Genomic DNA, 13906 nt, shown 5'->3' with positions numbered 1-13906 from the left:
ACAGACATGGGGAACCACAATGGCTGAGAACACCTTGCACGCGCCCGCGTCCGCCCACGGCGGCGCGGCGCCCGACAACATGAAGATGAAGAAACTGGCGATGGCCAGTTCGGTCGGCACCACGCTGGAGTGGTACGACTTCACGATCTACAACCTGATGGCGGCGTTGGTGTTCAACGCCATCTTCTTCCCGTCGTTCGACCCGCTGACGGGCACCATCCTGGCGTTCTCGACCTATGCCGTGGGCTACGTCTCGCGGCCGCTGGGCGGTTTCGTCTTCGGCCACCTGGGCGACCGCCTGGGGCGCAAGTTCGTGCTGGTCGCCACCTTGGTCATCATGGGCGTGTCGACCGGGCTGATGGGCATGCTGCCCACCTACGGCACCTGGGGCGTGTGGGCGCCGGTGGCGCTGGTGGCATTGCGCTTCATCCAGGGCGTGGCGCTGGGCGGCGAGTGGGCCGGCGCGGTGCTGCTGTCGATGGAACACGGCAAGCCCGACCAGCGCGGCCGCAATGCGTCCTTCACGCAGGTCGGCCCGTCGTGCGGCACGCTGATCGGCACCGGCTTCATCGCGCTGATCTCGCTGTGGCTCACGCCCGAGGAATTCCAGGCCTGGGGCTGGCGCGTGCCGTTCGTGTCGAGCGTGGCGCTGGTGCTGTTCGGCCTGTGGCTGCGCCGCGGGGTCGAGGAAACGCCGGTGTTCCTGGAAATGGAACAGAAGCGCGAAACCGCCAACACCCCGATCAAGGAAGTGCTGGTGCAACACTGGCGCCAATTGCTGGTGGCCGGCGGCTCGCGCATCGGTTCGGACGTGCTGTACGCGCTGGTGGTGGTGTTCACGCTGACCTACGTGACCACCGTGCTGCACCTGTCGCGGCCGCTGGCGCTGGGCGCCACCATGCTGGGCGCGGCGCTCAATGCCATCGCCGTGCCGCTGTGCGGGCATTTGTCGGACAAGATCGGGCGCCGTCCCGTGTACGTGGCCGGCGCGGTGCTGGGCATGGTCTGGGCCTTCGTGTTCTTCACGCTGATGGACACCGCGCATCCGGTCGCGATCTGCGCGGCGGTGGTGGTGGGCCTGTTGATCCACGCGATGATGTACGGCCCGCAGGCCGCCTTCATCACCGAGCAGTTCCCGGGCCGGGTGCGCTACGCCGGGTCGTCGCTGGCCTACACGCTGGCCGGCATCGTCGGCGGAGGCTTCGCGCCGCTGATCATCGCCAGCCTGTTCAAGTCGTGGAGTTCGACCGTGGCGGTGTCGCTGTACGTGGCCGCCGCGCTGGTGGTGACCGCCGTGTCGGTGCTGGCCGCCAGGGAAACCGCCAAGGCGCCGTTGCAGCGTTGAGCATCCGGCCGGCCTGGCTGGCAGGAAGCCCGGGACCGCTCCCGGGCTTTTTTTCGTCCCCGGCCCGGTTTTGCTGGCTTTTTCCGTTCGGATAAACGTCAGGTATCTGACTTTTCGCTGAATAACAAACGAAAATTGTTTACACTCGCATCCACAAATTCAAGTGTGGACGGGGCCGCCGCGGGGTGGATTTCGTCCGAGTTACGGGAGAAAGTCGATGCGCAAGTTGTTGTTGGGGGCGGCGCTGGCCGTCGCGGCATTCGGGGGAACGGTTCATGCCGCCACGCAGCCCAAGGCCGTGGTGGCGAACTATTCAGACCTGGCGCTGGCGGGCTATCAAGACGCGCTGACCTCCGCCAAGACGCTGCGCGAGGCCATCAACGCCCTGGTCGCCAAGCCCAGCGCGGACACGCTCAAGGCCGCCCGCCAGGCCTGGCTGGACGCGCGCGTGCCGTACCAGCAGACCGAGGCGTTCCGCTTCGGCAACCCGATCGTCGACGACTGGGAAGGGCGCGTGAACGCCTGGCCGCTGGACGAAGGCCTGATCGACTACGTCGACGCCTCCTACGGCACCGAGAACGACGAGAACGCCTACTACGCGGTCAACGTCATCGCCAACTCCAAGATCTCGGTAGGCGGCAAGACCGTCGATGTCAGCGAGATCACGCCCAAGCTGCTGTCCGAAGTGCTGCACGAGGCCGACGGCAACGAGGCCAACGTCGCCACCGGCTACCACGCCATCGAATTCCTGCTGTGGGGCCAGGACCTGAACGGCACCGGCCCGGCGCCGGCCGACCGCAAGGGCACGCCGCAGGAGCGCCACTCGGGCAACCGCCCGCACACCGACTACGACGTCAAGCAATGCACCGGCGGCAACTGCGAGCGCCGCATCGCCTACCTGAAGGCCGTGACCGACCTGCTGGTGACCGACCTGGAAGAGATGGTCGGCAATTGGCAGAAGGACGGCGCCGCGCGCAAGGCCGTGGAAGAAGACCCCAAGGCCGGCCTGGTGGCGATGCTGACCGGCGTGGGCAGCCTGTCGTACGGCGAACTGGCCGGCGAGCGCATGAAGCTCGGCCTGATGCTGCACGATCCCGAGGAAGAGCACGACTGCTTCTCGGACAACACCCACAACTCGCATTTCTACAACCAGATCGGCATCCGCAACGTCTACCTGGGCGCGTACACCCGCGTCGATGGCAAGCAGGTGTCGGGCGCCAGCCTGTCGGAACTGGTCAAGGCGCGCGATCCCAAGCTGGACGCGGAAGTGCGCGCCAAGCTGGACGCCACCGTGGCCGCCATGCAGGCGATGAAGACCCGCGCCGAGACGGTCGAGACCTACGACCAGATGATCGCCGACGGCAACAAGGAAGGCAACGCCGTGGTGCAGGCCGCCATCGACCGCCTGGTCGACCAGACCCGCAGCCTGGAGCGCGTGATCGCGCTGCTGGACCTGGGCAAGGTCGCCATCGAAGGTTCCGACAGCCTGGACAAACCCGACGCCGTATTCAAGTGAAGCTCGTATTCGCCGCCGTACTGGCGGCGTCGGCCCATGCCGGCGCCGCCGCCGCTCCAACCGCGCCCGCCGGGCGCGACGACCTGAGCGCCGAAGACCTCAAGCGGGTCATCGCCATCACCGCGCCGACCCGTGATTTCTCCAAGGCCGAGACCTTCGAGACCATGCAGGCCGGCGCCGCCACCACCAACAAGCTCATCAACGCCGACATCTTCTCGCAGCCGTCGGCCAACATGAGCTTCGAGCGGCGCCAGGAATTCCAGGTCGGCAACGGCCTGTTCCGCAAGGACTGGGTGTCCGCGCCCGCCTCCACGCAGGCCTCCGACGGCCTCGGGCCGCTGTTCAACGCGCGTTCGTGCCAGGCCTGTCATACCAAGGACGGGCGCGGCTCGGTGCCGGGCTTCGATCCGCTGGAACGTCCCGACGCGGTGGCGCTGCTGCTGCGCCTGGCGGTGCCGGAGGGCCCCGACCGCGGCCATCCGCGGCTGGCGCCGGGCGAGATCGCGCTGCTGCCCGAGCCGGTCTACGGCGTGCAGCTGCAGAACTTCGCCGTGGCCGGCCTGCCGGCCGAAGGCCGCATGGAAATCGAATACACGCCGGTCACGGTCAAGCTCAACGGTGGCGAGACCGCGACGTTGATGAAGCCGGCCTACCGCATCGACAACCTGGGCTACGGTCCGATGCGCAAGGACACGCAGATCTCGCCGCGCCTGGCGCCGCCGATGATCGGCCTGGGTTTGCTGGAATCGATCCACCAGGCCGACATCCTGGCCAACATCGGCGCCGACAAGCGCGACGGCATCGTCGGCAAGGCCAACTGGGTGACCGACGCGCGCACCGGCCAGCGCGTGCTGGGCCGCTTCAACCTGAAGGCCGGGCAGCCCACGGTGGAGCAGCAGAGCGCCGCCGCGTTCTCCAACGACATGGGCCTGTCGACGCCGCTGTTCCCCAATCACCACGGCGACTGTACGCCGGCGCAACCCCAGTGCCTGAAGATGCCGCACGGCGCGCAGCCGCGTTTCGGCCCCGAGGAAGTGCCGGCCAAGCTGATGGACTTCGTCACCACCTATTCGACCAACCTGGCGGTGCCGCAGCGGCGCGACGCCGACGACGCCCGCGTGCTGGCCGGCAAGAAGCTGTTCTACGAGGCCAACTGCGTCGCCTGCCACGTGTCCAAATACGTCACCAGCCGCGATGCGAAACAGGCCGAGCACCGCTTCCAGCTGATCTGGCCGTACACCGACATGCTGGTGCATGACATGGGTGATGACCTGGCCGACGGCGTGTCCGACGGCTCGGCCAATGGCCGCGAATGGCGCACGCCGCCGCTGTGGGGTATCGGCCTGACCCGGACCGTCAATCCCAACGCCACCTGGCTGCACGACGGCCGCGCCCGCACGCTGCTGGAAGCAGTGTTGTGGCACGGCGGCGCCGGCCAGCCGGCGCGCGATCGCGTGGTGGCGATGACGCCCGAAGAACGCGCCGACCTGATCCGTTTCCTGGAGTCGCTGTAATGGCTATCTTCGTTGCACGCTGGCGCGCGCCGGCCCGCACCCTGGCCGCCGCGCTGGCGCTGGCCTGGCCGCTGGCCGCGGGCGCCGAACTGCCCGCCGACCTGGGCGAGCGCCTGGCGCAGGGCTACGCGCGGCCGGCGGCCGCCGGCATGGTCGCGGCTGCCACCGACCTGGAAGGCGCGCTGGGCCAGTGGTGCGGCAAGCCGGACGCGGACGGCGCCAAGCGCGTGGAAGCCGCCTTCGCCGGCCTGGCGCTGGCGTGGGCGCGGCTCGAACCATTGCGTTTCGGTCCGCTGGTGCAGGCCAATCGTTATGAACGCCTGGCATTCTGGCCCGATACCCGGGGCGTGATGCCCCGGCAGGTGCAGGCCTTGATCGCCGCGCAGGACGCCGAACTGCTCAAGCCGGGCGCGCTGGCGGGCCGCAGCGTGGCGGTGCAGGGCCTGCCGGCGCTGGAATTCGTGCTGTACGGCGAACCGGCAGCGCTCACGCAGACCGCCGCGCCGACCTTCGGCTACGCCTGCGGCTATGCCCGCGCCGTGTCGGCCAACATTGCCGCGATCTCGCGCGACGTGGCGCAGGCCTGGGAAGCCAAGGCCGAGTTCGGCCGCCAGTTTGCGCGGCCCCAGGCGGGCAATGACCTCTACCGCGATCCGCAGGAGGTGGCGGCCGAAGCCATGAAGGCGCTGTCCACCGGCCTGCAGTTCGCGCGCGACGTGAAGCTGTTGCCCGTGCTGGGCGATTCGGCCGGGAGCGCGCGGCCCAAGCGCGCCGCCTTCTGGCGCAGCGGCCTGTCCACGCGCACGCTGGCGGCCAGCCTGGATGGGCTGGCGGCGTTCTACACGGCGGGCGGCTATGCGCTGCCCAAGGGCGAGGACTGGATGCCGGGCGCGGTGCTGGGCGAGCTGGGCAACGCGGCGCGCGCGTTGCGCGAGGCGCCGGCGCCGCTGGAGCAGGCGCTGGCCGACGCGGAAGGGCGGCGCCTGCTGGGACTGGCGGCGCTGACGTTGAAGAACGCCAAAGCCATCGTCGACCAGGACCTGGCGCCGGCACTGGGCGTGACCATCGGCTTCAATGCGCTCGATGGCGATTGATCGAGCGCCGGCCGCGATGCCGGCCGATCCACGCGGGCGACCCGCGCCGCGCGTGGCGGATGGCGCGCCGGCGCGGCCCGCGCGGCGCGAATTCCTGGCATGGGGCGCCGCGGGCGCGCTGGGCGCCACGCTGGCCTGGCCCGGCGCGGCGCTGGCTACGGCGGCGCGCGATGACGCCGCGCTGTACCTGGCGGCGCGCCAGCGCGGCGGCCGCGACGAGGCGGTGGTCCTGGATGCGTCCGGGCAGGACCGCCGGGTGCTGCCAATGCCCGCGCGCGGCCACAGCTTCGCCATCGACGCGGCCGGCGGCCGCGCCGTGGTGTTCGGGCGCCAGCCGGGCTTTTTCGCCCTGGCCTTCGACCTGCGCGGCGAACGCGCGCCGCTCGAACTGCCGTTGCCGCAAGATCGCCATTTCTTCGGCCACGGCGCCTATTTCGATGGCGGCCGCCTGCTGGCCGCCACCGAAAACGATTTCGAAGGCGCGCGCGGCGTGCTCGGCATCTATGACGCCACGCCCGGCGGCGGCTACCGCCGCGTCGGCGAGTACGACAGCGGCGGCATCGGCCCGCACGAAGTCGTCCTGATGCCGGACGGCAGGACCTTGTGCGTGGCCAATGGCGGCATCCTGACCCACCCCGACTACGGCAAGCTCGAACTCAATCTCGATACCATGCGCCCGTCGCTGGCGTACCTGGACGCGGCCAGCGGCAGGTTGCTGGAAAAGGTGGAACTGGCGCCCGAATTGCATCGCCTGTCGATCCGCCACCTGGCGCTGGCGGCCGATGGCAGTGTGTGGTTCGGCTGCCAGTACATGGGACCGGCCGGCGACCGCCCGGCGCTGGTGGGCCGCCACCGGCGCGGCGCGCCGGCGCAACTGCACGCCGGACCGGCGGCCACGCTGCGCGAGATGCGCAATTACGTCGGTTCGGTGGCGGCGGACGCCGCCGGCGCGGTCATCGCCACCTCCAGCCCCGTGGGCGGCCGGGTGCTGTACTGGGACGCCGCCAGCGGGGCCTGCCTGGGCGAGACGCGGCTGGCCGACGGCTGCGGCGTGGCGCCGGCGCCGCGCGCCGGTTTCCTTGTCAGCAGCGGGTTGGGCGCCATGCTGCGCACCGATGCCGCGGGTGGCGAACAGCCGCTGCTGGCGCCGTCGCGCGAACGTTCCTGGGACAACCACTTCCGCAAGGTCGCCGGCGCCTGACCGCGCCGTTGCCGCCGCATATCCCTGCGGCTCAGCCAGCGCGCTTTACAAAGCCTGACATACCGGACACCCGCCGGCGCCCTTTCCGCATGACGCATCTGATACAGTTTTCGGCTGTCTTTTTTTGCATGAGGGAGCGACAACGATGGAAGACGCCTTGAAGGAATTCAATGCCTGGGCGCCCAGGCTGGTGGACCTGGGCATCAATCTGCTGGTGGCCTTGCTGATCCTGGTCATCGGCTGGTGGGTGTCGACGCTGCTGGGCCGCTGGGTGCGGCGCATCGCCACGCGCTCCAGCAAGATCGACCCGACCATCGTGCCGATGTTCTACAGCACCGTGGTATGGACGGTGCGCATCTTCACGCTGATCGCGGTGCTGGCGCGTTTCGGGGTGCAGACCGCCAGCCTGATCGCGGTGCTTGGCGCCGCCGGCCTGGCCGTCGGCCTGGCGCTGCAGGGCACGCTGCAGAACATCGCGGCCGGCATCATGCTGCTGATCCTGCGCCCGGTGCGTGCCGGCGAATACGTCGGTTTGAGCTCCGGCGCTGAAGGCACGGTCGAGGAAGTCGGCCTGTTCCTGACGCGCCTGATCCAGGTCGACGGCATCCACCTGACGCTGCCCAACAGCACCGTCTGGAACGCCACCATCACCAACTACAGCCGCAACAAGACCCGCCGCCTGGATATCCCGGTGCCGGTGCGCTATGGCGATGACCTGAACGCGGTGCTGACCAAGCTGCAGGACATCGTCGCGGCCAATCCGAACGCGCTGAAGGATCCGCAGCCGCTGGTGAAGGTGGTCGACTACAAGGAAAGCGGCGTGGTCGTGAACGTGCGGGTGTGGGCCGACGCCGCCAAGTACTGGGACCTGCGCTGGGGCCTGTACCAGGACATCCGCCTGTCGCTGGAGGCCGCGGGCTTCCAGGCGCCGATCCCGCTGCGCGAGATCCAGAACCCCAAGGCCAGCGAGCCCAAGGCTGGCGCCGCGGCCTGAGCGTATGGCCTGCAATGAAAAGGGCGTCCCGGCCGATGGCGGGACGCCCTTTTTCATGGCGCGGCGTGGACCGCGTGCCGGGCTCAGGCCTGCACCGCCAGCCGCGCCAGTTCGGCCTTGATCCAGCCGGCGATCTCGCGCTGGCGCTGGGCCGGCATGCGGTCGATGATGGCCGTGACGCTGACCGCCAGCAGCGGCGCGCCATGGTTGTCGAGCAGGGCGCAGCCCACGCCCAGCGCGCCACGCACGGCATGATTGCCCACCACCGAATAGCCGCGGGCGCGGGTGTTTTCGATCAGGCGGAACATCTCCTGCGGCGTCATGCCGCCGTATTCGTCCAGCCGGCTGGAGTTGCGTTCGACGATGCCGCGCGCGACGTCGTCGGGCAGTGCGGCCAGCAGCGCCATGCCGCCCGAGCCCACGCCCAGCGGCTGGCGCTTGCCGGCGTAGGTCGCCAGGATCTGCACCGGATAGCTGCCGATCTCGCGATGCAGGCTGATGGAGTCGTCTTCATCGCGCACCACCAGGAACACGGCGTCGCCGGTGCGGTCGGCCAGGCGCCGCAGCACCGGCAGCAGCTGGCGCACGCGCGGATCGCGCGAGCGGGTGTCGGGGTCCACCGCCAGCTGGGCGCGGTACTTCTTGGTGCCCGTCACCGGCAGCACCAGGCCCGCGTCGAGCAGGGCCGCCAGCAGGCGGTAGATGGTGGGACGCTGGATGCCCGTCAGGCGGGCGATATCGGTCACGCTGAGCCCATCGGGGCCCTGGTCCCGCAGGGCGGCCAGAACGGCCAATCCGCGCCGCAATGTGCGGGGGCCTGCGGCCGCGGCATCGCTGTCTTGCATGCAACTCTCTGAAAACTTGGGGGTTATGGCGCAATGGTCAAGGGAAAACCATAGTCCGTAGCGTGGACTCTACCTTGATGCTCCGCTCGTGTATAGATCAGAATGCAGCATCCAATAATTCGAATCGTCCATTTAATGGACAGTATCAGCACGGAGACTATATGAAGACCGGTCAAAAGCCTGGACTGCGGCGTCTTGCCGCCACGCTACTGGCTACCGCCGCAAGCGCTTTCGCCATGGGTTCCGCCCAGGCCGCCTATCCCGACAAACCTGTCCGCATCGTGGTCGGCTTTTCCGCCGGCGGCACCACCGACGTGATCGCCCGCATCATGGCCAAGGAGCTCACCGAGAGCCTGGGCCAGTCGTTCGTGGTCGAGAACAAGCCGGGCGCCGGCAGCAACATCGCCACCGACATGGTGCAGCGCGCCGCGCCGGACGGCTACACGCTGCTGTTCGTGGCCGTCACCAGCGCCATCAACCAGACGCTGTACAAGAACGTCACGTTCGACCTGACGAAGGACTTCACCCCGGTGGCGCTGGGCGCCAAGGTGCCGAACATTCTGGTGGTGAACCCGCAGGTGCCGGTCAAGACGGTGCAGGAACTGGTCGACTACGCCAAGAAGAACCCGGGCAAGCTGGCGTTTGCCTCGTCGGGCAGCGGCACCTCGATCCACATGGCCGGCGAGCTGTTCAAGATGAAGGCCGGCATCGACGTGCTACACGTGCCGTACAAGGGCAGCGCCCCGGCCATCACCGACCTGATCGGCGGCCAGGTGCAATTCATGTTCGACAACATGCCGTCGGCCTGGCCGCACGCGCAATCGGGCAAGCTGCGCGCGCTGGCGGTGACCACGTCGGACCGCTCCAAGAGCGCGCCGGACCTGCCCACCATGCAGGAATCGGGCTTCGCCGGCTTCGACGTATCGTCGTGGTTCGGCCTGATCGCGCCGGCCGGCACGCCGCCGGAAGTGGTCAACAAGCTCAACGCCGCCATGGTCAAGGCGCTGGACAAGCCGGAAGTGCAGACCAGCTTCGAAAAGCTGGGCGCCGTGGGCGTCAAGACCACGCCGGCCGAGTTCGGCCAGTTCATCAAGTCGGAAGTGGAAGGCTGGGCGCCGGTGGTCAAGGCGTCGGGCGCCAAGGTCGACTGAGCACGCGCTTCGTGCCGCGGCGGGCCAACCGCCGGCGGCCGATGACGGGGGACGGGCAGATGCCCGTCCCTATTTTTTTGGGCCGCCGTCGCGACGCGCCGCGGCCAGCATGGCGGTGCAGACGCCGCGCATCATGTCGACCTCGTCGCGCGTCAGGGCCACCCGGGAAAAAAGGTGCCGCATCCGCGGCAGCAATTTCTTGGGATGGGCCGGGTCCAGGAAGCGCACGCCCACCAGCGCTTCTTCCCAGTGCGCCAGGAAGGCCTGCACGGCTTCCCCGGAGGCTGGCTCGGCCCCGCGCGAGGGCGCTTGCGCGGTGGAGGCGGGCAGCAGGGCGGCGCCCTGGTCCACCAGCAGCGCGTAGCGCAGCTCCCAGGCCGCCAGCTGCAGCGCCTGGGCCACGTTCAGCGAGCTGTATTCGGGGTTGGCCGGGATATGGCAGATGCGGTGGCACAGCCCGATCTGGGCGTTGGTCAGGCCGGCCCGCTCGGTGCCCAGCACGATGGCCGCGCAACCTTCGGCGGTTTCCGCAAGGTGGGCGCAGGCCAGGTCGGCGGCCTGGCGGATGTCGCAGGGCGGGGGGCCCAGGTCGCGCACCCGGGCGGTCAGGGCGAACGCCAGGGTCACGGGCGCCAGCGCCTCTTCCAGGGTATCGTAGATGCGCGCGTTCTCCAGCACGTCCAGGGCGCCGCTGGCCAGGGCCACGGCCTCCGGCTGGCTGGTTACATCGGCGAATTTGGGCCCCACCAGCACCAGTTCCGAGAAGCCCATGGTCTTGATCGCGCGGGCCGCCGAACCGACGTTTCCGGGGTGGCTGGGGTTCACCATGATGAAGCGAACGCGTGAAAATGCTTGAGTCATTTAAAATGGCACGTTTGGCTTAGTGCCTTCCTGGTTTTTTGGGCCGGTTTCCCCCTGTCGGGGGCGGCGGATCCGGGGGGGTGGCTAGCGGCCTACCCACCGCATACGTACGGAATTTTATGCACCCGATGCTCAACATCGCCATCAAGGCGGCCCGGCGTGCCGGCACCATCATCAACCGTGCCAGCATGGATTTGGAACGACTCAGCGTGGCTCGCAAGGGGCCGCGCGATTATGTCACGGAAGTGGATCGCGCCGCCGAGGAGTCCATCGTCGAGACGCTGCGCGCCGCCTACCCGGACCATGCCGTCCTGGGCGAGGAATTCGGCTTGCAGGGCCCCGACCAGGCGGAATTCCAGTGGATCATCGATCCGCTGGACGGCACCACCAACTTCATCCACGGCCTGCCCAACTACGCCGTGTCGATCGCGCTGACCCAGCGCGGCCAGGTCACGCAGGCGGTCATCTATGACCCGTCGCGCAACGAACTGTTCACCGCCAGCCGTGGCAGCGGCACGTTCCTGAACGACCGCCGCGTGCGCGTCTCGGGCCGCACCCGCTACCACGAGGCCCTGCTGGGCGCGCACTGGCCCAACTCGGGCGACCTGGAACAAGGCTCGCAGCGTTTCCGCACCATGGCCGAAGGCAGCACCGGCGTGCGCCGCCTGGGCGCCACCGTGCTCGACCTGGCCTACGTCGCCTGCGGCCGCCTGGACGGCTTCTGCGGCGTGGGCCTGAAGCCCTGGGACCTGGCGGCCGGCAGCCTGATGGTGCTGGAAGCCGGCGGCCTGGTCGCCGACTTCGACGGCGAACAAGGCTGGATGGATTCGGGCAACGTGCTCGCCGCCAGCCCGAAGATCTTCACGCAGATGCTGTCGGCGCTGAATCCGACGCCGGCTGCCTGAGCGCGCTTCGTTGCCTCCCCAAAACCCGCCACCACGGCGGGTTTTTTGTTTGGGGTGATGCAGTTCGGTCATGTTTTGCGTCAGCGTCCCGGGTGGACTGATTGGTCACGGTGCGCGCGACCATGGCGCGGTTCATGCGCTATGGTCATGCCGCGAGTGATGTGGTGTGTCTGGCGCCGAACGAAGGGTCTACCGGTGACGAAGGCGCCTGCGTCTTCCTCACACGGAGATGATCGCATGACAGGAAAGACGTCGATGCGGCCGAGCCGGGCTGGCGTGTTGCCGGCCGGCTATGCCGGTATTCATGGCGATATCGTCGAACTGCTCGATAGCGCCCGCCGGAGCGCGGCGCGGCGGGTCAATGCATTGATGACGGCCAGTTACTGGGCGATCGGCCAACGGATCGTCGACGCCGAGCAGAAAGGCAGGCGACGGGCCGGCTACGGGGAACAGTTGATCCAACGGTTGTCCATTGACCTGACCGCGCGGTTCGGGCGCGGCTTCAGCGCCGACAACCTGGAGAACATGCGGGGGTTCTTCCTTGCCTATCCTCCATCTGCAATTTCCGAGACAGTGTCTCGGAAATTCGACGAAACGGGAATGGCCAGGATTTCCGAGACAGTGTCTCGGAAATTCGATCTATCCGATCTGGCCCAGGCATTCACGCTGCCTTGGTCGGCGTATGTGCGATTGCTGTCGGTCAAGGACAGCCAGGCTCGCCGGTTCTACGAGGCGCATGCGCTGCGTGGCGGCTGGAGCGTGCGCCAGCTCGACCGGCAGATCGAAAGCCAGTTCTACGAGCGCACTGCTTTGTCCAGGAACAAGGCCGCAGTGCTGGCGAAGGCAGCGCTGCCGATGCCTGGGGATAGCGTCACCGCGGACGATGCGATCAAGGACCCGTATGTGCTGGAGTTTCTCGATCTCAAGGACGAATACTCGGAATCCGATCTGGAAGCCGCCCTGACGCAGCGTCTGGAAGGCTTCCTGCTGGAGCTCGGGGAAGGCTTCACCTTCGTGGGGCGGCAGCGTCGATTGCGCATCGACCAGACGTGGTATCGCGTGGATCTGCTGCTGTTTCATCGCAGGCTGCGCTGCCTGGTCATCATCGATCTGAAACTCGGCAGCTTGACCCACGCGGATGTGGGTCAGATGCACATGTACTGCAACTATGCGAAAGCGCACTGGGCGCTTGCCGACGAGAATCCACCGGTGGGGCTGATCCTGTGCGCGGACAAGGGCCGTGCGCTGGCGCAGTATGCGTTGGACGGACTGCCAACCCAGGTGATGGCAGCCAACTACCGCACCGTCCTGCCGGACGCGGCGTTGCTGCAGCGGGAACTGGAGGCCACGCGCAGGCAGTTCGAGGCGCGCCAATCGAGCACCGCCCGCAAGGGAAAATCGTAGCCGCCGGTTCAGCGTTCCCCATCGGCAGGCGGTCGGTGCGCATTGCGTCACCCCTGGCCGCCCTGCGACACCAATCCCCCCTCGCGCGGCACGAACCACGCCCGCAGCCCCAGCTCGCGCACGATCGGCGCCGTGACCCGCAGCGGCATGTGCGAGAACGCGGTCGACAGGGCATCGGCCATGGCGGCGTTGGGCGCCATGACCGACACGCTCTGGTAGCGCGGCCGCGCGCTGCCGGTGCGGGGATCGAACAAGTGGGTGCAGCGGCCCGCCGCGTCGATGGCCGTGCCGTAGCCGCTCGATGTGGCCAGCGCCTGGTTGCGCACGGGCACCGAGGCCAGGATCCGCCGCGGCGCGCGCGGATCGGCCAGGCCGACCCGCCAGTCGCCGGGGGATGCGCGGCTGTCCAGCCCGCGGATCTCGCCCATGTCGACCAGCGCGCGATCCAGCCCGCCCTGCTTGAGCAGGCGCGTGATGCAATCGGTGATGTAGCCCTGGGCGATGCCGTTGAGCGTGATGCCCATTGCGGGCCGCCGCAGCTCGATGCGGCGGCTGTCCAGCGTCACTTCCCGGTACGACACGCGTGCCAGGGCCCGCGCCAGCTCGGCCTCGGACGGGCCCTGCGCGGGCGCCCCGGGGCGCGCGAAATGGCTGGCGTACAGCTGCCACAGCGGCTGCACGGTGGGATCGAAGGCGCCATCGGTCAGGCGGCTGTAGCGCAGGCTGTCGCCCAGCAGGCGCAGCAGGTCGGCGGGCGGATCGGCCAGGTAGCCCTGCCGGTTCAGCCGCGCCAGCGCGCTGTCGTCGCGATACAGGCTGAATATGCCTTCCAGGCGATGCAGTTCTGCCAGCGCCTGGTCGATCAGTTGCCGCGCGGCGCGCGGGTCGGGATGGTAGAGCCGCAGTTCGGCATCGGCGCCCAGCGCGACGCCTTGCCAGGTGGTGGGCGCGATCGCGGCGGACGCGCGGCGCAAGGACAGGGGGGCAAGCGCCAGCGCGGATGCGGCGGCGGCGATGCCGATGAAACGGCGGCGGCGTGGATTCATGGCGATGGACATGGCGGATGGGGGCGGCGG

The 13906-nt window shown here is 68.7% G+C and carries 12 protein-coding genes; 9 read left to right on the top strand and 3 right to left on the bottom strand.

Annotation, left to right across the window (positions count from 1 at the left end; translation table 11 throughout):
• Positions 1–19: 19 nt before the first annotated feature.
• The 6 genes from ACVN9Z_RS28225 (at position 20) to ACVN9Z_RS28200 (ending at position 7664) form a co-directional block, all read left to right on the top strand.
• Positions 20–1345: an MFS transporter gene (locus ACVN9Z_RS28225; RefSeq protein ID WP_080969287.1), complete on the top strand. Its 1326-nt coding sequence runs from the start codon at positions 20–22 to the stop codon at positions 1343–1345.
• Positions 1346–1562: 217 nt separating this feature from the next.
• Entirely contained in the window at positions 1563–2861 is a 1299-nt protein-coding gene (locus ACVN9Z_RS28220; protein WP_020928897.1) for an imelysin family protein, read from the top strand.
• A complete protein-coding gene (locus tag ACVN9Z_RS28215) occupies positions 2858–4375 on the top strand; it encodes a di-heme oxidoreductase family protein (protein ID WP_458212895.1) in 1518 nt (505 codons plus the stop codon). The genes ACVN9Z_RS28220 and ACVN9Z_RS28215 overlap by 4 nt, the downstream gene beginning before the upstream one ends.
• On the top strand, positions 4375–5469 hold the full coding sequence (locus tag ACVN9Z_RS28210; protein ID WP_081004580.1) for an imelysin family protein: 1095 nt from the start codon (positions 4375–4377) through the stop codon (positions 5467–5469). Before ACVN9Z_RS28215 ends, ACVN9Z_RS28210 begins: the two co-directional genes overlap by 1 nt.
• A complete protein-coding gene (locus ACVN9Z_RS28205; protein WP_223308626.1) occupies positions 5450–6670 on the top strand; it encodes a DUF1513 domain-containing protein in 1221 nt (406 codons plus the stop codon). Before ACVN9Z_RS28210 ends, ACVN9Z_RS28205 begins: the two co-directional genes overlap by 20 nt.
• Positions 6671–6815: 145 nt before the next feature.
• Entirely contained in the window at positions 6816–7664 is an 849-nt protein-coding gene (locus tag ACVN9Z_RS28200) for a mechanosensitive ion channel family protein (RefSeq protein ID WP_006386533.1), read from the top strand.
• Positions 7665–7747: 83 nt separating this feature from the next.
• Here the strand turns inward: ACVN9Z_RS28200 and ACVN9Z_RS28195 are convergent, their stop codons facing one another.
• Entirely contained in the window at positions 7748–8509 is a 762-nt protein-coding gene (locus ACVN9Z_RS28195; RefSeq protein ID WP_006386534.1) for an IclR family transcriptional regulator, read from the bottom strand.
• 161 nt (positions 8510–8670) lie between these two features.
• Here ACVN9Z_RS28195 and ACVN9Z_RS28190 point away from each other — a divergent pair, with 161 nt between their 5' ends.
• Positions 8671–9660 carry a Bug family tripartite tricarboxylate transporter substrate binding protein gene (locus ACVN9Z_RS28190; protein WP_006386535.1) on the top strand — a complete coding sequence of 330 codons (990 nt, stop codon included), beginning with the start codon at positions 8671–8673 and terminating at the stop codon, positions 9658–9660.
• Positions 9661–9729: 69 nt separating this feature from the next.
• On the opposite strand, the gene ACVN9Z_RS28185 is transcribed toward ACVN9Z_RS28190, so the two are convergent.
• Positions 9730–10521 carry an RNA methyltransferase gene (locus ACVN9Z_RS28185; RefSeq protein ID WP_006386536.1) on the bottom strand — a complete coding sequence of 264 codons (792 nt, stop codon included), beginning with the start codon at positions 10519–10521 and terminating at the stop codon, positions 9730–9732.
• Positions 10522–10640: 119 nt separating this feature from the next.
• Here ACVN9Z_RS28185 and ACVN9Z_RS28180 point away from each other — a divergent pair, with 119 nt between their 5' ends.
• Together ACVN9Z_RS28180 and ACVN9Z_RS28175 are read left to right on the top strand one after the other, a co-directional pair.
• The gene (locus tag ACVN9Z_RS28180) at positions 10641–11426 is read left to right on the top strand and encodes an inositol monophosphatase family protein (protein ID WP_006386537.1); all 786 of its coding nucleotides are present in this window, start codon (positions 10641–10643) and stop codon (positions 11424–11426) included.
• A gap of 237 nt (positions 11427–11663) precedes the next feature.
• On the top strand, positions 11664–12830 hold the full coding sequence (locus ACVN9Z_RS28175) for a PDDEXK nuclease domain-containing protein (protein WP_232066930.1): 1167 nt from the start codon (positions 11664–11666) through the stop codon (positions 12828–12830).
• 47 nt (positions 12831–12877) lie between these two features.
• Here the strand turns inward: ACVN9Z_RS28175 and ACVN9Z_RS28170 are convergent, their stop codons facing one another.
• Complete coding sequence (locus ACVN9Z_RS28170; protein ID WP_458212894.1) at positions 12878–13888, bottom strand: FAD:protein FMN transferase; 1011 nt, start codon at positions 13886–13888, stop codon at positions 12878–12880.
• Between the last annotated feature and the right edge of the window lie 18 nt (positions 13889–13906).

The sequence above is a fragment of the Achromobacter sp. KK8 genome (assembly GCF_054188005.1).
This window is presented reverse-complemented; position numbering and strand designations above follow the sequence as displayed.

Bases quoted from the DNA above. Each gene is read 5' to 3' on its own strand.
- ACVN9Z_RS28195 (WP_006386534.1), bottom strand. From the start codon at position 8,509: ATGCAAGACAGCGATGCCGCGGCCGCAGGCCCCCGCACATTGCGGCGC.
- ACVN9Z_RS28200 (WP_006386533.1), top strand. From the start codon at position 6,816: ATGGAAGACGCCTTGAAGGAATTCAATGCCTGGGCGCCCAGGCTGGTG.
- ACVN9Z_RS28170 (WP_458212894.1), bottom strand. From the start codon at position 13,888: ATGTCCATCGCCATGAATCCACGCCGCCGCCGTTTCATCGGCATCGCC.
- ACVN9Z_RS28210 (WP_081004580.1), top strand. From the start codon at position 4,375: ATGGCTATCTTCGTTGCACGCTGGCGCGCGCCGGCCCGCACCCTGGCC.
- ACVN9Z_RS28205 (WP_223308626.1), top strand. From the start codon at position 5,450: ATGCGCTCGATGGCGATTGATCGAGCGCCGGCCGCGATGCCGGCCGAT.
- ACVN9Z_RS28180 (WP_006386537.1), top strand. From the start codon at position 10,641: ATGCACCCGATGCTCAACATCGCCATCAAGGCGGCCCGGCGTGCCGGC.
- ACVN9Z_RS28190 (WP_006386535.1), top strand. From the start codon at position 8,671: ATGAAGACCGGTCAAAAGCCTGGACTGCGGCGTCTTGCCGCCACGCTA.
- ACVN9Z_RS28185 (WP_006386536.1), bottom strand. From the start codon at position 10,521: ATGACTCAAGCATTTTCACGCGTTCGCTTCATCATGGTGAACCCCAGC.
- ACVN9Z_RS28220 (WP_020928897.1), top strand. From the start codon at position 1,563: ATGCGCAAGTTGTTGTTGGGGGCGGCGCTGGCCGTCGCGGCATTCGGG.
- ACVN9Z_RS28175 (WP_232066930.1), top strand. From the start codon at position 11,664: ATGACAGGAAAGACGTCGATGCGGCCGAGCCGGGCTGGCGTGTTGCCG.
- ACVN9Z_RS28225 (WP_080969287.1), top strand. From the start codon at position 20: ATGGCTGAGAACACCTTGCACGCGCCCGCGTCCGCCCACGGCGGCGCG.